The 18,345-nt window shown below is 65.0% G+C and carries 12 protein-coding genes; 8 read left to right on the forward strand and 4 right to left on the reverse strand.

Features of this window, described 5'->3' with window-relative positions; translation table 11 throughout:
* Nucleotides 1-43 precede the first annotated feature (43 nt).
* On the reverse strand, nt 44-1,765 hold the full coding sequence (locus tag BXY53_RS12510; protein ID WP_119062329.1) for a YcjF family protein: 1,722 nt from the start codon (nt 1,763-1,765) through the stop codon (nt 44-46).
* Nucleotides 1,766-1,824: 59 nt separating this feature from the next.
* Here BXY53_RS12510 and BXY53_RS12515 point away from each other — a divergent pair, with 59 nt between their 5' ends.
* Together BXY53_RS12515 and BXY53_RS12520 are read left to right on the forward strand one after the other, a co-directional pair.
* Complete coding sequence (locus BXY53_RS12515) at nt 1,825-2,541, forward strand: hypothetical protein (protein WP_119062330.1); 717 nt, start codon at nt 1,825-1,827, stop codon at nt 2,539-2,541.
* Between the two features lie 105 nt (nt 2,542-2,646).
* Entirely contained in the window at nt 2,647-3,561 is a 915-nt protein-coding gene (locus tag BXY53_RS12520) for a PhzF family phenazine biosynthesis protein (protein WP_119062331.1), read from the forward strand.
* A 35-nt stretch (nt 3,562-3,596) separates the two neighbouring features.
* Here the strand turns inward: BXY53_RS12520 and BXY53_RS12525 are convergent, their stop codons facing one another.
* The 3 genes from BXY53_RS12525 to BXY53_RS12535 form a co-directional block, all read right to left on the reverse strand.
* Complete coding sequence (locus BXY53_RS12525; protein WP_119062332.1) at nt 3,597-3,866, reverse strand: hypothetical protein; 270 nt, start codon at nt 3,864-3,866, stop codon at nt 3,597-3,599.
* Between the two features lie 235 nt (nt 3,867-4,101).
* Nucleotides 4,102-5,448: a polyhydroxyalkanoate depolymerase gene (locus BXY53_RS12530; RefSeq protein ID WP_119062370.1), complete on the reverse strand. Its 1,347-nt coding sequence runs from the start codon at nt 5,446-5,448 to the stop codon at nt 4,102-4,104.
* Between the two features lie 155 nt (nt 5,449-5,603).
* The gene (locus tag BXY53_RS12535) at nt 5,604-6,260 is read right to left on the reverse strand and encodes an SCO family protein (protein WP_119062333.1); all 657 of its coding nucleotides are present in this window, start codon (nt 6,258-6,260) and stop codon (nt 5,604-5,606) included.
* Between the two features lie 208 nt (nt 6,261-6,468).
* Between BXY53_RS12535 and BXY53_RS12540 the strand changes: the two genes are divergently transcribed.
* From BXY53_RS12540 to BXY53_RS12565, 6 genes are all read left to right on the forward strand, one after another.
* Nucleotides 6,469-8,790, forward strand: a complete 2,322-nt coding sequence (locus BXY53_RS12540) for a PAS domain-containing sensor histidine kinase (RefSeq protein ID WP_170144452.1) — start codon at nt 6,469-6,471, stop codon at nt 8,788-8,790.
* 315 nt (nt 8,791-9,105) lie between these two features.
* Entirely contained in the window at nt 9,106-10,614 is a 1,509-nt protein-coding gene (locus BXY53_RS12545) for a TolC family outer membrane protein (RefSeq protein ID WP_119062335.1), read from the forward strand.
* A 223-nt stretch (nt 10,615-10,837) separates the two neighbouring features.
* Entirely contained in the window at nt 10,838-12,244 is a 1,407-nt protein-coding gene (locus tag BXY53_RS14375) for a DUF2497 domain-containing protein (protein WP_119062336.1), read from the forward strand.
* A 211-nt stretch (nt 12,245-12,455) separates the two neighbouring features.
* A complete protein-coding gene (locus tag BXY53_RS12555) occupies nt 12,456-15,143 on the forward strand; it encodes a valine--tRNA ligase (protein ID WP_119062337.1) in 2,688 nt (895 codons plus the stop codon).
* 315 nt (nt 15,144-15,458) lie between these two features.
* Complete coding sequence (gene ilvD, locus BXY53_RS12560; protein WP_119062338.1) at nt 15,459-17,183, forward strand: dihydroxy-acid dehydratase; 1,725 nt, start codon at nt 15,459-15,461, stop codon at nt 17,181-17,183.
* Between the two features lie 55 nt (nt 17,184-17,238).
* A complete protein-coding gene (locus tag BXY53_RS12565) occupies nt 17,239-18,345 on the forward strand; it encodes a tetratricopeptide repeat protein (RefSeq protein ID WP_147361561.1) in 1,107 nt (368 codons plus the stop codon).

The following is an 18,345-nucleotide window of genomic DNA, read 5'->3' on the forward strand; positions in this document are numbered from 1 at the left end:
GTGTGGTGTTGCCGGTTTCGTGCGTGCCGCTGGGTATAGACGCTCAGGACTGAGGGTGCAATGCGGCGGGAGGCGGCGTTTCATGCTTGCCGCGCCAGTTACGCCAGAACTCCGTAAAGCCGGAGATGATCTCGTCGGATCGCGGCATGCGCTGGTGACGCGCGTGGAACCGGCGCAGATAGGTCACATATGCGTGACCCAGGCCATAGGTCAAGGCGGCTGCGGTGGCGCCGGTGATCGCCGAGCCGGCAAGCTGGCCGATGCCGGGAATCAGCTTGATCGCGCGCCCAGCGAGAAAGCGCCCGCTGGCAGTCAGGCCCAGTGCGCCCAGGAGTGTGCCCGCCAGCTTGCGCAGGTCGCCGCGCTCCAGCGGCACGCCCATCTGCAGCGAGACACGCACGATCATGCCCGCCTGAACGCCGAAAACACCGGCTGCGTCGGCGAGCGGAAGCGGCGTCGCGCCGGTTGCTCCGGCCGCTCCGGCAGCGGCGCGCACGGTCTGCATCGCCTTGGCGGACATGGCCTCCAGATTGCGCGAGGCGAGCGCGAAGGCGCGTTCAGCCTCATCGGGCATGACCCGCTCGGTCTCGGCCATCAGATCGTCCAGCCCCATCGGCTGAAAGGTCTGCCCCTCGATCTCGATCGCGAGGGCACGCACGCGAACCACCGCTGCGCACGCCGGCAGGATTTCGCGCACGCGCTCAGGGAACCCGGGCGCCATTCCGGCCTTCGTCAACACGCAAATGACCGGGACGCCGAACTCGCGGAACAGCGCGACGGCCTTTTCCTCACCCGGCTGGACCGTGAGGGACGGCTCGTCGATGCACAGCCAGGCGCAATGGATATGATCAAAGGGATCATCGGACTTGTTCGCGGCGGCAATTTCCTGGCGAAGATTGTCCAGCGTCTCCCGGAACCGCTCGATTTCCAGTCCCTCGGTGTCGCAGACGCGCAGGATATCCTTCTCCCCCGGCTCTTCCGGATACCAGATGCGCCCGCGCGTACGCGGCCGGCCCGCCAGCGTATCGCCGACCTCCTTGCCGAACACCGCGCCGATAAGCGTGGTCTTGCCGACGCCGGTGCGTCCGGCGACGACGATATTGAAGCGGCCCAGTTCAGCCCGCGCCTCCTTCAGGCGCTGCTCCCAGAGGTCGAGCGGGACTTTGCCCGCGGCGTCCATCAGGTCACGCCAGCGCGGGCCGGCGGCTTCCGGCTCCGCTGCGCGGATCGCGGCAGGGTCAGGGAACGGGACCGGCTTTGCGCGCGCACCGAGGCCGAGCCATCGTCCAACGCGGAAGAAGCGCGCGCGTTTGGCACGGCGCAGAATGGCCGCCTCCAGCGCAAGGCGCATCGCGGCCAACTCGGGCGCCGAGGCGCGCTGAACGGCGTCCTCAACAGCAGCTGCCAGCGGCTCCCGCGCGGGGTGCTGCGTCGCGACATCGAGGCCCGCAGCCGCCATAAGCAGGCTCAGCAGCCAGGCATCCACGTCGCCCAGCGCCTCCGGGGTCTCGGGCTGCGCGCCCAGCCGGCGCACAGCCCAACGCGCCAGTGCCAGCGGGCCGGGCTGACCGTGTGCCTTTGTGGCCAGCGCCGCGGCCCCCGCAGCCAACCGCTCCCGCTTCGGGGCTTCGCCGGTGCCTGCCGGCGCATAGGGCGCCACAACCTCCGCGATTGGCGCCAGCTCGTTATCATTCGCCGCGGCGAACAGCCCCGCCCAGCTATCCGGATCGTCCAGCGCCGCATCGAGATGCGCGAGGATCGGCATGTTCGACGGCTCCCGGTTTGATATAGTCACGACTTTAACGCGAAGGCCGGACCCAACAAATGGTTTTCGATACGCTGCGCAAGTCGCTGCAGAGCCGTCTGCAATCGGCGGCGGACCAGGGCGAGATGCTCTTGGAGCGGCTGGCAACGGCGGAGGTCGACGCGGCGATCCATGCCTGGCTGCGCGACTTCCTGCTGCACATCGTCGTCTTCATTGCGCTGCTGGCACTGGCACAGTGGGCGGGCGGCGCGATCGAGGACCGGGAGACCCGTCTGCTGGTCACGACGACGCTGATCCTCGCCATTTACGGCTACGGCGCGTGGCTGGTCATCACCGGCCTGTGGGCTTGGCGGGAAATCGCCGCGGTCTGGCTGACGACGCGGCAAGGGCCGGTCGGGCTAGCGCGCTTCTACCTCTACGGGCGCATTCACCAGCAGCTCCGCGAAACCTTCACCGGCCCCGACGGGCGCAACACCGCGATGGGCGGGCTGCTTTTGCAGGCCCTCCGGCTGATCGACGCGCCGCGCGCATGGGACGGCATCGCCTACCGCCTCGCCGACCGGCTCGCCCCGCGCCTGGCGCAGCATGCCTTCGCGCGCGTCCTCAGCATTTTCGCGCCGGTGGCGTTCGCCTGGCTCTATTACCGTTTTATCGTGTTCCCGGAGATCGTCCGCGCGGGCAGCGGCATCGGCCCGTGGGATGCCCTGCTCTACCCCTTCGCCGCACTGATCGACGCGGTGACCGGCACCAGCCTGCGCGAAAGCCTTACGGGCTAACCGGAATCTGGGCACGGCGAACGATCGGCGGGTGTCAAGCCGCCCGGATTGCGCTAATCTCCCGTCCCGATCAGCAGACCGATCAAGCAGCCGGGCGCGCTCAACATGAATCTGACTTACTACGTTCTCGATGTCTTTACCCAGGATCAGCTTGCCGGCAATCCGCTTGCCGTGGTGTGCGGTGCCGACGGTCTCGACACCGACCGGATGCAGGGCATCGCGCGGGAGTTCAATCTCTCCGAGACGGTGTTCGTGATGGACCCGGAGCACGAAGCGCATTCGGCGCGGGTGCGCATCTTCACGCCTAAATCCGAATTGCCGTTCGCTGGCCACCCGACCGTGGGCACCGCCATCCTGCTGGCTCAGCTCAAGTTCGGCGAGGTGAGCACCGAGCAGGACGCGATCATCGTGCTGGAGGAGAACATCGGGGCGGTGCGCGTGGGCGTGCGGATGATCCCCGGCACGGCCGACTACGCCGAGTTTGACGCGCCGCGCCTGCCGGGCGACGCGGGCGCAACCGCGCCGGAGGACCGGATCGCGGCGGCGCTCGGTCTCGCGACCTCCGAAATCGGGTTCGAGAACCACCACCCGTCGCGCTTCAACGCAGGCATGCCGTTCACTTTCGTGCCAGTCGATGGGCTCGACGCGATCCGCCGCGCGCATGTGGTCCACGCGCACTGGGAAGAGGCTTTCCGCGGGGATGAGCTGATGGCCGCTTTCGTCTATTGCCGGGAAACGGTTCGTCAACGGGCATCGTATCATGCGCGGATGTTCGCGCCGATGATGGGCGTGCCCGAGGACCCGGCAACGGGCTCCGCTGCGGCGGCGTTCGCGGGTGCGATCAACCGTTTCGATCGCCCGGCCGATGGCTTGAACCGCTACGAGATCGAGCAGGGCTTCGAGATGGGCCGGCCCAGTGAAATCGTGCTTGAGGCCGAGGTGTCAGGGCGGACGGTGACGGGTCTGCGCATCGGCGGTCACGCGGTACATGTCGCGCGCGGCGAATTGGCGCTCGGCTGAGCGGCTCACCCGGACCGGATGAGCCGCCACAGAGCCTAGTTGGTCGCGGGCTGCTGCTGTTGCTGCTCCTCCACATCGACCATCTGCATCTGTTGTTGCTGCGGGCCGCAGTTGTCGATCCTGTTATTCAGGAACCGCGACACGATGATCCGCTCATTGTAGCCGTCTTCCAGCTCACTCACGGGTTCGTTCGGCTCGGCCCGGTCGAGGACGACGCGCGCTTCCGGGTCGCAGGCCTCTTGCGCCAGCGCGGGGGTGGCGAAGGGCGCCAGCGCGATGGCGGCGAGTGCGAAAAGTCGAGTCATGTTGCTTCTCCAGGGTTGCGAGCGAGGCCGAAGCCTCTTGTCCGCATCGAGAAGCCACGCACTGGAGATAAAGTCAAATCAACCACCGCGTTTTCGCGGATCATTCGAAATAAAGCGTGAAGCAATCCCTTATTGAGGCGCAAGTCCCGCTGCACGACAGTTTCATAAATCAGACGGAAATACTGACGCTTTTGCGCCTTTCTCTTGACTAAAACATGGCGAGATTGCGTCCGGCTCAGCGCGGGGGCTCCAACAGAGCGGGCGCGCGCTCCGGCCAGCCCTGCTCATGCCCTGGCACGATCACCGGCGGCGCGGCATGGATCCGCCGCCGGCCCGTCAGGGCCGCCGCCAGCCGCTTGGTGATGCTCGTGCGCGCGTCATTTTTACGGATAAACCGGGCGACGCGCGGCGCGACCTCTTCGCGGAAACGCGAGCCGTTGAAGATCCCGAAATGCCCGACGCCCGGCTGCAACCAGTGCGCCCGCTTCGCGCGCGGCAGGGCATGGCACAGCGTGTGCGCCGCATGGCACTGGCCAACGCCGGTGATGTCGTCCTTCTCGCCCTCCACCGTCATGAGCGCAGTGCGCCGGATCAGGCCGGGGTCAATGCGCCGGCCGCGATGGGTCATCTCGCCCCGCGGCAGCGCGTGGCGCACGAAAACCTGATCCACGGTCTGAAGGTAGAACTCCGCCGTCAGGTCCATCACCGCGAGATATTCGTCGTAGAACTTGCGGTGCTTCTCTGCCGAGTCACCGTCGCCCTTCACGAGGTTGAAGAACAGCTCGCGATGCGCGTTGATGTGCCGGTCCAGGTTCATGGTCATGAAGCCGGTGAGCTGCAGGAAGCCCGGATAGACCGGCCGGCCATAGCCGGGATTGGGCCACGGTACCGTCGAGATGACACGGCGCGCGAACCAGGCGGTGCCGCGCTTTTCCGCGAGATCGTTCACGAGCGTGGGGTTGATGCGTGTGTCGACCGGCCCGCCCTTGAGGATCATGCTGCGCGGCACATGCGGCGACTGGCGGGCCTCCATGTCTGCCACAGCGGCCAGCACCGGCACGGAGGGCTGACACACGGCCATGACATGCACATCGCCGCGGAACAGTTCGATCATCTCCTGGACGTAGTCGATATAGTCGTCCAGATCGAAGCGGCCAGCCGCGCGCGGGACACGGCGCGCGTCCTCCCAGTCGGTGATGTAGACGTCATGATCGGGCAGCATCGCCTCAACCGTCCCGCGCAGAAGCGTGGCGAAATGCCCCGACATCGGCGCGACGATCAGCAGCCGGGGCTGACGCGCCGCGCGCGAATCGAGCGTGTCGCGCCGGAAGTGCAGCAGGCGGCAGAACGGCTTGCGCCAGACCGTCTCCTCTTCGACCCGCACCTTGCGGCCGAAAACCTCGGTATGCCGGATGCCGAATTCCGGCTTGGGATAGCGGCGCGTCGTGCGCTCCCATAGCTCGCAGGCCGCCACCGTACCCTTGCCGAACGTGGTCCGCCCAATCGGATTGAACGGGTTGCGCATCATCAGGCTGCAGGAATCACTCGCCGCCCGCGCCGGCCCCATAGCGGCCGCCGTCATCTCGTACAGGTGGTAGAGCACTGACTAAAACCCCGCATTTCTTGTCCGCTGTCCCAAAATGGGACAGGCAAATCAGCCGTTAACATACGCGCATTGCTGCACCGCAACAATGGCAGCGATGTGGAAGGGATATCCGGCTGTTGAGAAGCGCGACGTTATTGCGCGGTGGGGGCCGCGCCAACACGCGCGGCGGTCTTGTCCCCGCCGAGTTCCCGGCGCAGCCGCTCGGTCATCTTTTCGATGCTGTCGCCATAGGCAAAGTGGGTGACGTAGTCGCCGGTCTCGTCCATCAGGTAGGTGAAGGCGCTGTGATCCATGAGATAGCCGCTGGCCGAGTTCTCCATCTCGACCTTCGCATAATAGACGCGATAGGCCTTTGCCGCCTTGCGGATCTGCTCCGGCGTGCCGGTCAGGCCGACGATTTGCTCGCTGAAGTTGGAGACGTATTGCGCCATGCGCTCGGGCGTGTCCCGTTCCGGATCGACCGTAATGAATATAGGCGTAACCTCGTCAGCGAGCGGGCCAAGCCGGTCAAGCGCCACGCTGATATGGTTCAGCTTGGCCGGGCAGACATCCGGGCAATGCGTGAAACCGAAGAAGACGAGCATGTGCTTACCGGCGAAGTCCCTATGCGTAACTGTCTCGCCCTCGTGGCTCACCAGTTCGAACGGTCCGCCGATCAGCGCCTCGCCGCTGCTCTGCGCCGTTTGCGGCGGCGCGGGCTGCTGGAAGCGTTCAAGCGCCAAATGTACAGACAGCCCAAGCGCAAAAGCCACCAGAAGGAAAAGCCCGAATCGGATCCAGCGCAGCATTTTCGTTCTCCATCTCCTTCCGTGGGGAGATAGCGACAGCCGCGCCTTCCCGCAATGCAAAGGGACGGGACACGGCGCCGCATGGTCCACAGGCTGACGGGCCGCCTGCTTGGCCGATCGAGCGAATCATTCGATAGAGTCCAAGGGCATTTGGGAGTTGGCGCAGGGTGCGCGCAGTCAACACGCAGCACGAGGACGGATGAGCGTGATGGAGGCGGAATCGCCCGATCATGGTGGCACGCCTCCGGGAGCCGGCTGGCATATCTCGCCACAGGCCGGTTCTTTCGCCACGGTCACGCGCACTCCGCGCTTCTGGATTCGCTGGGTGCTGCCGCTGCTCGCGATCGCGTTGCTGCTGGGGCTGAGCGCGCGGATCGCCATTCATCTCCTCGACGCGCGCCAATCCGCGCTGGAGACCGCAGAGCAGCGCGTCGACATGGCAGCGGCGCTTGTTGCTTCCGAAATCAGGCGAGTCCGGGCGCAACCACGGCAATCAGCGCCGCCGCAAGACGGGGGCGAGCCGTCAGAGCCGAAGCCCGTCGCCGTTTACGACGCCTGGCGCGCCGCCTTGTCCGAAACTGGCCGGGCGCTGCGCGGTGCCGACTACCACGGCGCGTTTCTCATCAACGCCGAGGGCCAGGTCATCGCTGAACAGCCGGTTCGCGGCCATGCCGGCAAGCCCGTGAGCACGCTCACCGAGAATACAGACGGCTTCCTGCGCGCCGAACGTGCGCTCAATGACGGCGGCCGAATCATCGTGGTGGCAAAGCCCAATGCCGCCCTCACCGTTTGGTTCAACGATGTCATCCTCTTCGGCGCGCTTGGCCTTATCGCGCTCCTGACAGCAGCAGGCATGTTCTGGCTGTTCCTTCGCCAGCTCGGCCGGCACGACGCTCTGCTGCGCTCCGCCGAAGCCTTCCGCAGTGACATGGACGCAGCACTGCACGGCGGACGCGCCGGGCTTTGCTTCTGGGACATCGTACGCGGCGAACTACGGATCACCGGTTCGGTCTTTACTGCGCTGGGCCTCGATGCGCCGGCCGGGCCGATTGCCTTCAGCCGTTTTCGCGGCCTGCTGCACCCGGAAGACGACCTCTACAGCAGCATCAACCGCGCCATGAAGGACGGCACGCCCGACTTCGCCGCCCGCTTCCGCATGGCCGATGCACAGGGCGACTGGGTATGGTTCGAAATGCGCGGGCGCATCTTTCAGGGTGGCTGGCAGGCGCAGCCCGTGTTCCTCGGCATGATCATGGAAGTGCCGAGCGACGAGCGTCGCGAAAGCCGGGACGTGCAAATGGCCGCGCGGCTTACCGAGGCGCTGGACAGCGAGCAGCATGCGATCGCGCTGTGGGACAGTAGCGAACGGCTGGTGTTCTGCAATCGGCGATTTCTTGAGCTGTATGGCCTTGCCGGCGATCAGGCGATGCCCGGCATGCCTCACGCGAAAATCCAGGCCGCCGCCGAATGCAACGTACCGCAGGGGCCGCGCTCGGCGGCTGGCGCGCCAAAATCCCGAGAGGCGAGCTACGATATCGAGCTGGACGATGGCCGCTGGATCGCGGTGTCCGAGCGGCGCACGCGCACCAGCGATTTCGTAAGCATCGCCACCGACATCACCACGCTGAAGCGCAACGAGCGCCGCCTCGCCCAGAGTGAGCGCGAACTGCGCGCGACCGTGGAGGAACTGGAGGATTCGCGGCAGAAGCTGGAAAGCCAGACGAGTCAGCTCGTTGAGCTGGCGGACAAATACGCCAAGGAGAAAGCGCGCGCGGAGGAGGCCAGCAAGGCCAAGTCCGAGTTCCTGGCCAACATCAGCCACGAGCTCCGCACACCGCTTAATGCCATCATCGGCTTTTCGGAAGTGATGACCGAGGAGTTCTTCGGTCCGATCGGCCACGAGAAGTATCGCGACTACGCCACCGACATCAGCGAGAGCGGCCGCTACCTGCTGGAGATGATCGACGACATCCTCGACATGTCGAAGATCGAGGCGGGACAGTTCTCGCTGTCGATCGAGCCGGTGCGCGCCGGCAACCTGATCGACGAAAGCCTGCGGGTGGTCCAGCCCACTGCCGAAGAGCGCAAGATCGACCTCAACCAGTCCGGCAACCCGGACATCGAAATCGCCGGCGACAAGCGCGCGCTGAAGCAGGTGCTGCTCAACCTTCTTTCGAACGCGGTGAAGTTTACCCCGGAGGGCGGTGACATCTCGGTTCGCAGCTATCGCTACAAGGGAACGGTGCGCATATCGATCAGCGACTCCGGGGTCGGCATCCCGAAACACGAGATTGCCAAGCTCGGCAAGCCATTCCAGCAGGTCGGCAACCAGCTCACCAAGGATCACAAGGGGTCAGGGCTTGGGCTCGCAATCTCGCGCTCGATCCTCGAAATGCATGAGGGCCGTCTCGACATCAAGAGCAAGCCTGGCGAGGGCACGACCGTCACCTGCATCCTGCCGCAACCACCGAACCGCAAGTCGGCTAACGGCCAGGCGCAAAGGGCGCGGGGCACCAACGCAGTTACGTGATTCGCCCGCTGGCTGCGCTCCGGTAGTGGATTTCTTCTGTAAAACATGTTCGTCAGGATGGCGAGTGTGCTCCGAATGCCGCACTCGCCAAGGTTGCAGGGGCGCAGCGCGGCAAAAAGGTCACGTGGTGGGAAAACTTGTGTGCATCTCCATGCGCCGCGCTTTGACCTGCCGCATCTGACCGATACGTTTTCCGACATCGGGGGTGCCTTGTTCCGGACGGCCAAAACGGTCGTTCGCTGCTGGTGATCGCGTCGAGGGAGGGCAAGGCCAGGGCTTTTGAAACTTGCTAGCCGGCGAAAGGGCGATCCGATAATGCGCACAGTCCTCGTGTCAGCGTTTGCGCTTGCAGTGGCAGGCGCGCTGTCAACACCCGCTGCTCATGGGGAAACTCTCAAGGAGGCACTAGCAGCGGCCTACATCGCAAACCCGCAAATCAAGGCACAGCGGGCGCAGTTGCGCGCGACCGATGAGGAAGTTTCGCGCGCGAAATCAGGTTACCGACCGGTCATTCAGGGCGAAGTGACACACTCGTATCAGGATGTATCGTCTCGCCCTTCTTCTCCGTCGGACGGTGACCGCTGGCCACGCAGCTATTCGATCAATCTGACGCAGCCGCTTTTTCGCGGGTTTCGGACGATAAATTCGGTCGAGTCCGCCAAGGCGAACGTGGAGGCAAGCCGCGAGGACCTGCGCGACACCGGACAGCAGGTGCTGCTGGACGCGGTGACGCAGTACATGAACGTCCTGCGCGATCAGGCCATCGTCCGCCTCCGCGAAAACAACGTCCAGTTCCTCACGGAGCAATTGCAAGCCACTCAGGACCGATTCGAGGTCGGGGAGGTGACCAAGACGGACGTGGCGCAAGCCCGCGCACGTCGCTCCGAGGCGATTTCCGCGCTGAACCTGGCCAAGGCCAATCTCAAAACCAGCCGCGCCGCCTATGAGCGCGTGATCGGCTTCCCGCCACGCAATCTCAAGACGCCGAAGCCGGTGGACCGTCTTCTGCCTTCGACGCTGGAAGCCGCCCTCAAGGAAGGGGAAATGCGGAACCCGCAGATCCTGGCCAACTTGTTCCGCGTCAAGGCGTCGGAATATGACACCAAGACCGTCAAGGGCGAACTGCTGCCAGAGGTTCAGCTTGAGGCAAGCTACGAGAAGAGCTTCGAGACCGGGCTAGCGGAAGAGCGGGACACCACGACGATCACAGGCCGTATGACCGTTCCGATTTATCAGGCGGGTGAAGTCTCGGCGCGCGTGCGCCAGGCGCAGGACACCGAACTTCAGCGCCGCCAGCAGGTGGATCAGGCCCGCCAGGCGGTCCGCGCGGACGTGGTGTCGGCCTGGGGACAAGTAGTGGCCGCCCGCGCGGCCCTGGTGTCGGATCGAGCTGCGGTTGAGGCAAACAAGATCGCGCTGGACGGTGTGCGCGCCGAAGAGCAGGTCGGTCAGCGGACCGTTCTCGACGTTCTGGACGCGGAGCAGGAGTTGCTCGATTCGCAGGTCTCGCTGGTGACCAGCCGGCGCGATCTCGTCGTGGCGTCCTACACTCTGCTCGCCGCGATCGGGCGGCTGACACCGTCGGATCTCGGCCTGCCGACCGAGATCTATGATCCGGATGTCCACTATCGCGACGTGAAGAATCGCCCGTTCGGCTTTCACTGGACGACAAGCGTCCTGCCGGTGGAGGACACGACCGTCGTCGGCGGCGACGCGGTTCTCGAGCCCGGGCTCGAAATGGTCGATGAGCAGACCGCGGGAGTCGGCGTGAGCACCGAGCCGTGGGTCGTGCCGGACGATGACGACGCCACGTCCCTGAAGTGACCGGTGGCGGCTTGGCCGCCACTTATCCCGGCCTGTCCCCAAAGGCCGGAAATTCGTCTTATCCTCCGCGCAAACGGCCCGGAACATCTTGTCGTTACGGGGCCACCTGCGTTATTCACCCTGCAGAAAAGGTAAAGATCCGTTAACGAGCGAGTCGGGCAAACTGGATCCGTATCCTCTTTCCCTTGATAGCAGTGCGGCGGTGTAAGCGGGGAACCTTCCAATGAGTGCGGAGAGTAAAGAGTCGCAACCCAGCATTGATGACATCCTGTCCTCGATCCGCGAGATCATCGCAGATGACAGCGACGAGAAAGGCGGAACCGAGGGTAATGTCCCGCGCAACGGTGAGACCGCGGACACCCAGCCGGATGCCGGAGAGCCGGGAAAGCCCGACATCCTGAGCGTTCTGCGCGGCGGGCAGCAGGCGGAAACGACGGCGACCGGCGAAAATGCGCCCGAACCGGCCGAAGACGTGCTCGACCTGTCGGAAGAGTTCATCGTCACCGAGGCGACCGCCGCGCTGCGCCGCGAGCAGGAGCGGATGGCGCAGGCTCAACCGGGTGCCCAGACGCAGCAGGACGAGTCGGCGCCAGAGGAACCGAAACTGGACGAGCCTTCCGCAACGGAGACCGACGAGGAAGCGATCACGCAGGCGGATGCCTGGCCGCAGGACTTTCAGATGCCGGTTGGCGAAGGGGGACCAACCTCGCCTTTCACCGCCACCCAAACCCACCCGGAGAGCGCCTGGCCTTCAAACGACCCCTTTGACGTAACGGAGAGCTACAAGCTGGCGCGCTCGCAAGGGCCCGCCGCCCGCGTCGCGCGCCAGGCCGAGGAGCAGGAGCAACCAGAGACACCTGAGCCGGCGGAACCGCAGGACCAAACGCCGGCTGAGGATGACCACGCGGATGAACCGGGCATCGAGTTGACCTCTTTCAGCGAGGCCCAAGCCGGGGAGGCTTGGGAGCTCGACGCGGAGGCGGAAGCCGAGCCCAGCCTCGACAGCGAGATGGCCGAGGAGCCGGCAGCAGAAGAGCAAGCGTCTGAGCAGACGACACAAACGCTCCGCACCTTCCCCGCGGCGGACGAGCTCGAGGCCGTCTTCGGGATGCCCCCGCGCCAGTGGGCTGGCCCTGCGCAGCCGCAGGACACCTTCGCGGCCGAAGAGACACCGCACGTCGAGACACCTCAGGAAGAGGCGGACGACGGCTTGATGGCGGGCAACACCACGGGCGCGCCCGAGGATGAACTGGAAGAGAGTCACATGAGCGCAGTGCAATTCCCGGCGCCCGAGCCAGAACAGCCCGCCGAAACCGTGTCCGAGGCGCGGGGAACCGCGGCAGCCATTGAAGACCAGGCAACGGCGCACCAAGCCGCCTCTGCGCCAGAAGCGGCAGCACAGCCCCCTGCATCGGAGTCGTCCGAGCCGCCCGTGGCATCGGTTGGCGGCAAGACACTGGAGGACAGCGTGAAGGAGTTGCTGCGCCCGATGCTGCAGGAGTGGCTGGACAAGAACATGCCGCGGCTGGTCGAAGCAGCGATGCGAGAACACGTGGCGGCGTCGCAGGGCGTAACCTCCGATGACAGCCGCCCCGCATCACGAGACGAAGGTCAGGACGACGATCGGTGAGCATAGCCGGCCGCAGAAGAACAGGCCGCACATTCTTTCGGAGATTGACGAATTCGCCGTGGGCGTCATACAGCAATAGCAGTCATCCACGTCGGCAGCCGGCCCTGACGTCCTTGTCGGGCCGGGCCGCCGCGAGACTTCAGACACAACACAGGCGCATTCTTCCGCCCGACGACGACGGGCGAGACGGTGGCGAACGCAAGACTTGCAGATGTTTGAAAAAACCTACGATCCGGCGGAAGTCGAACCACGCATTTACAGGAAATGGGAAGACGCGGGTGCATTCCGCGCCGGCCGCCGCGCCGACACGGCGAAAGGCGAAGACGCCGGAAAGCCCTACTGCATCATGCTGCCGCCGCCAAACGTGACCGGCTCGCTGCACATGGGCCACGCGCTCAACCACACGATCCAGGACATCCTCGCGCGGTTCGAGCGGATGCGTGGACGCGACGTCCTCTGGCAGCCGGGCATGGATCACGCCGGCATCGCCACGCAGATGGTCGTCGAGCGCCAGCTGATGGAGCGTCAGGAGCCCGATCGTCGCACGATGGGCCGGGAAAAGTTCGTCGAGCGCGTCTGGGAGTGGAAGGCTGAATCCGGCGGCATGATTGTCGATCAGCAGAAGCGCCTGGGCGAAAGTTGCGACTGGTCGCGCGCCCGCTTCACGATGGACGAGGGCCTGAGCAAGGCGGTCCTGAAGGTTTTCGTCGACTGGTACCGCGCCGGCCTGATCTACCGCGACAAACGCCTCGTCAACTGGGACCCGAAATTCCAGACCGCGATCTCGGACCTGGAGGTCAACTCGGTCGAGACGCAGGGCCATCTCTGGCACCTGCGCTACAAGATCAAGCAGCCGGGCAAGGCAAAATACATTACCGTGGCAACGACGCGCCCGGAAACCATGCTGGGCGACACCGCCGTGGCGGTTCACCCGGACGACCCGCGCTGGACGAAGTATGTCGGCAAGATGGTCGAGCTGCCGCTCACGGGGCGCGAAATCCCGATCATAGCGGATGAGCACGCCGACCCGGAGCAGGGCTCGGGCGCGGTGAAGATCACCCCGGCGCATGACTTCAACGACTTCGAGGTCGGCCGGCGCCATGACCTGCCGATGATCAACATCTTCGACGAGACCGCGCACATCAACGAAAACGCGCCGGAAGCCTATCAGGGGCTGGACCGCTTCGAGGCGCGCAAGAAAGTTGTCGAGGACCTGGACGCGCTTGGCCTGCTGGAGAAGGTCGAGGACCATACGCTGATGGTTCCCTACGGCGAGCGTTCCGATGTCGTGATCGAGCCTTACCTGACCGACCAGTGGTTCGCTGACGCGGTCACGCTCGCCAAGCCGGCCATCAAGGCGGTTGAAGATGGCCGCACGCAGTTCGTCCCGCGCAATTGGGAAAAGACCTATTTCGAGTGGATGCACAACATCCAGCCATGGTGCATCTCGCGCCAACTGTGGTGGGGGCACCGCATCCCGGCGTGGTACGGCCCGGACGGAGAGATTTTCGTTGCGATGGACGAGGCCGAGGCGCACGAGCAAGCCAAGGCGCATTACGGGAAGGCGGTTGAACTGGAGCAGGACGAGGACGTTCTGGACACCTGGTTCTCGTCCGCCCTCTGGCCGTTCTCCACGCTCGGCTGGCCCGAAGAGACGCCTGAGTTGCAGCGATACTATCCGACCGACGTGCTCGTCACCGGCTTCGATATCATCTTCTTCTGGGTCGCGCGGATGATGATGGCGTCGCTCTACTTCATGGAGGAGGTCCCGTTCCATACGGTCTACATGCACGCGCTGGTCCGCGACGAGAAGGGCCAGAAGATGTCCAAGTCCAAGGGCAACGTGCTGGACCCGCTGGAGATGATCGAGACCTATAGCGCGGATGCGCTGCGGTTCACGCTGGCAGCGATGGCGGCGCAGGGCCGCGATGTGAAAATGTCGCCGGCGCGCGTCGAAGGCTATCGCAACTTCGCGACCAAGCTCTGGAACGCGGCGCGCTTCACCCAGATGAACGGTTGCCGGATCGACCCGAACTTCGACCCGCACGCGGTCGAGCACCCGATCAACCGCTGGATCCTCGGTGAGACTGAGCGCACTGCCCGCTCGGTGACCCAGGCCATCGAGCAGCACCGCTACAATGAGGCAGCGAACGCGCTCTACACCTTCATCTGGGGCACCTTCTGCGACTGGTATGTCGAACTGATCAAGCCGGCGCTGAACGGCCCGGACGGCCCGGTCAAGACGGAAACGCAGGCCGCAGCCTCATGGACGCTGGACCAGATCCTGAAGCTCCTGCACCCCTTCATGCCGTTCATCACCGAGGAGCTTTGGGAGAAGCTCGCGGCGGAGTCCGGAATCGCGCGCGACGAGTTGCTGTGCTTGAGCGACTGGCCGCATCCAACGGGACTGGCCGACGCCGAAGCCGATCGCGAACTGAGCTGGGTCGTCGCGCTGGTCAGCGAAATTCGCTCGGTCCGCGCGGAGATGAACGTGCCGGCCTCGGCCAAGGCGCCGGTCGTGCTGGTCGGCGCGGACCAGACAACACGGCGACGCGCAGAGACCTACGAGGACAGCATCGCCCGGTTGGCGCGACTTGAGTCCATCAGTTTCGCGGACGAAGCGCCTGCCGGCGCGATCCAGACAGTGGTCGACGAGACCATTGTCGCGCTGCCCCTGGCGGACGTGATCGACATCGCCGCCGAGCGCGACCGGTTGCGCCGCGAGATCGAGAAGGTGGGCTCGGAAATCGAGAAGATCGACAAGAAGCTCGCCAACGAGCAGTTCGTCTCCCGCGCACCAGAGCATGTGGTCGATGAGCAACGCGAGCGCCGCGCGGAGGCCGAAGCGGCGGCGCAGCGGCTGCAAGCGGCGCTGAAGCGTCTGGAAAGCGCGGCCTGAGCGCCGCGATCACAAGCCTGCAAATTGTCCCCAAACTGTTAAGCGCGCGTGAACGCTGCCGCGCGAAAACCGGCCTGCGAGTCCGGTTTCACTCCGAGTGTGACCACGACACAACATGTTGCTGCATGCGCGTCAAGTTTGCGCCATAATGGATTTCGACCGTGCACCCTGAGTGGTTTATGACAACCAATCGATCCTGCGATCACCGGCCGATGACAAATTCGTGAAGCCGGTGCCCGGTGGGGTGTGGCAACTTTTCAGGTCGCGTGCCGAGCGGTCAGGCACCGCGCCGAGTGAGGTCAGTGAAAGTACGCCATGGACGCCAAAACGTTCGATAAGTCGAAGCTTCCCAGCCGTCACGTAACCGAAGGCGCCAACCGGGCCCCGCACCGCTCATATTACTACGCGATGGGGCTGACCGAAGAACAAATTCATCAGCCTTTCGTCGGAGTGGCGACCTGCTGGAACGAAGCTGCGCCATGCAATATCGCGCTCCAGCGCCAGGCTCAGTCGGTGAAACAGGGCGTTCTTGAAGAGCATGGCACGCCGCGCGAGTTCTGCACGATTACGGTGACCGACGGCATCGCGATGGGCCACCAGGGCATGAAGTCCTCGCTGGTCAGCCGCGAGGTCATCGCCGATTCCATCGAATTAACCATGCGCGGTCATTGCTACGACGCACTCGTTGGCCTCGCCGGTTGCGACAAGTCCCTGCCGGGCATGATGATGGCGATGGTCCGGCTCAACGTGCCGAGCGTTTTCATGTACGGCGGCACGATCCTGCCCGGCAAGTTCAAGGGCAAGGAGGTCACGGTTGTCGACGTGTTCGAGGGCGTCGGCAAGCACTCCAGCGGCCAGATGTCCGATGAGGACCTGCACGAGCTGGAATGCGTCGCCTGCCCGAGCGCGGGCTCCTGCGGCGGGCAGTTCACCGCGAACACCATGGCCTGCGTCTCCGAGGCGATGGGCATCGCCCTGCCCGGCTCGGCCGGCGCGCCCGCGCCCTACGAGACGCGCGATCAATACGGCGACGCCTCGGGCCGCGCCGTCATGCGCCTGATCGCCGATGGGATCCGCCCGCGCGACATCGTAACCCGCGAGGCGCTCGAAAACGCAGCGGTGGTCGTGGCGGCAACCGGAGGCTCGACGAACGCCGCGCTGCACCTGCCCGCGATCGCGCATGAGGCCGGCATCGCGTTCGACCTCTTCGACGTCGCGGAGATCTTCAAGAAGACGCCTTACATCGCTGATCTGAAGCCGGGCGGCAAGTACGTTGCGAAAGACCTGTTCGAGGTTGGCGGCGTTCAGATCGTGCTCAAGACGCTTCTGGAGGGGGGCTATCTGCATCCGAACTGCCTGACCGTCACCGGCAAGACCATCGCGCAAGATCTCGAAGACGTGCGCTTCCCGGACAATCAGGATGTCGTGTATCCGGTGACGAACCCGATCCGCCCGACCGGCGGTGTGGTTGGCCTCAAGGGCACGTTGGCGCCCGACGGCGCGATCGTAAAGGTCGCAGGCATGCAGAACCTTGTCTTTCGCGGCAAGGCGCGCTGTTTCGACAGCGAGGAGGAGGCCTTCGCGGCGGTCGATGCGCGCCAGTACGAGGAGGGCGACGTCATCATCATCCGCTACGAGGGCCCGAAGGGCGGCCCGGGGATGCGCGAGATGCTCTCCACGACGGCGGCAATCTACGGCCAAGGCATGGGCGACAAGGTCGCGCTCATCACGGATGGCCGTTTCTCCGGTGCGACGCGCGGCTTCTGCATTGGCCATGTGGGGCCGGAAGCGGCGGTCGGCGGTCCGATCGCGCTGGTGAAGGACGGCGACCCGATCCTGATCGACGCCGAAAACGGCGTGATCAACCTGGAAGTCGATGCGGCAGAACTCGAGCGGCGCAAAGCTGAATGGACGCCGCGCGAGACGGACTATCAGAGCGGTGCGCTGTGGAAGTATGCCCAGACGGTAGGCGCGGCGCGCGAGGGGGCCGTGACCCATCCCGGGGCAGAAGCGGAAGTGTCGTGTTATGCGGATATCTAAGCGGGGCTGGCGGGGGGCTGCGCTCCTTGCCGTGATGACGATCGGGGTGGCCGGCTTGGCCGCACTGATCGAAGGCGGATCATATGGCGAAAGGCCGGATGACGAGGCGCGTTTCGCCTCGCCACATGCGGCTTATCGGATCGGTGTCGAGTCGCTGGCGAACGACGATGTCGCCAGGGCCGTACCGGCGCTCGAATTCGCGGCGGATCGCGGGGTGCTCGGTGCGCAGTTGCGGCTCGCGCGCCTGTACAGCAGCGACGAGACTTACCGCAGTCGCGCGAAAGCGCTGACCTACTACCACATGATCGTCAACGAATATGGCGATGTCGACCGGCTGCATCCGGTCTCCCGGCATGTCGCCGAAGCCCTGCGGAATCTCTCCCGCTTCTACCGCGACGGCGTGCCCGAAATCGGTCTTCAGCCCGATGCCCGACGCGCGGCGCAATTGATGCGCGATGCCGCGAGCTACTTCCGCGATCCCAGGGCGCAGTTCGAAATCGGTAGGATGTACGCCGAGGGCGATGGCGTGGCACGCAGCCGGCGCCTCGCGGCGAGCTGGCTCCTCAAGGCGAGCCAGAAGAGATATGCTCCGGCGCAGGCCTATCTCGGCGAAATGCTGTGGCAGGCGGATGCCAACGACCGTTTACGGGCACAGGGCCTGGCACTGCTGGTGCTCGCGATGAATAACGCTGATGACGCGCAGCGCGCGCGCATCGAAGCGCGCTACCGCGAGATGGGTCAGGATGCCCAGGCGGCGGTCATCAAACAGGCTGAGCACTTTGTGGCCGCCTGGGACAGCTTCCGCACAAAAAATGCCCTGCAGACCGCCACTGCGCAGCTCCGGGCGCTCCGCTCCACCCCGCTCGAAGCGGCGCCTGTGGGCAGCCTCGTTGTCTCAGTCAGCGACGATTCCTACGTGGCCGGGGGCGAAGGTGCCGTCGGAACACTTATGCGCGATATCCGGCTGTATCTGCCCTACGACATGGTTGCGAGCGACGTGGAGAACGCCGGGGCAAGCATCGCGCCCCATCCGATGGAAAAGTTCGTGCGCGGCCAGCCGGCCCTGGGAGAAGACGACACGCGCCACGACATTACCACGGTGGAAATCAACCGTTACGGCGGCGAGATGCTCTCCGTCGGGGCGGACGCCCCCACGCAATGA

The organism is Dichotomicrobium thermohalophilum, assembly GCF_003550175.1.
Taxonomy (GTDB): domain Bacteria; phylum Pseudomonadota; class Alphaproteobacteria; order Rhizobiales; family Rhodomicrobiaceae; genus Dichotomicrobium; species Dichotomicrobium thermohalophilum.

Coding starts and splice junctions, on each gene's coding strand:
- BXY53_RS12525 (WP_119062332.1), bottom strand. CDS start 3,866: ATGACTCGACTTTTCGCACTCGCCGCCATCGCGCTGGCGCCCTTCGCC.
- BXY53_RS12535 (WP_119062333.1), bottom strand. CDS start 6,260: ATGCTGCGCTGGATCCGATTCGGGCTTTTCCTTCTGGTGGCTTTTGCG.
- BXY53_RS14375 (WP_119062336.1), top strand. CDS start 10,838: ATGAGTGCGGAGAGTAAAGAGTCGCAACCCAGCATTGATGACATCCTG.
- BXY53_RS12520 (WP_119062331.1), top strand. CDS start 2,647: ATGAATCTGACTTACTACGTTCTCGATGTCTTTACCCAGGATCAGCTT.
- BXY53_RS12555 (WP_119062337.1), top strand. CDS start 12,456: ATGTTTGAAAAAACCTACGATCCGGCGGAAGTCGAACCACGCATTTAC.
- BXY53_RS12540 (WP_170144452.1), top strand. CDS start 6,469: ATGGAGGCGGAATCGCCCGATCATGGTGGCACGCCTCCGGGAGCCGGC.
- BXY53_RS12510 (WP_119062329.1), bottom strand. CDS start 1,765: ATGCCGATCCTCGCGCATCTCGATGCGGCGCTGGACGATCCGGATAGC.
- BXY53_RS12530 (WP_119062370.1), bottom strand. CDS start 5,448: ATGACGGCGGCCGCTATGGGGCCGGCGCGGGCGGCGAGTGATTCCTGC.
- ilvD (WP_119062338.1), top strand. CDS start 15,459: ATGGACGCCAAAACGTTCGATAAGTCGAAGCTTCCCAGCCGTCACGTA.
- BXY53_RS12545 (WP_119062335.1), top strand. CDS start 9,106: ATGCGCACAGTCCTCGTGTCAGCGTTTGCGCTTGCAGTGGCAGGCGCG.
- BXY53_RS12515 (WP_119062330.1), top strand. CDS start 1,825: ATGGTTTTCGATACGCTGCGCAAGTCGCTGCAGAGCCGTCTGCAATCG.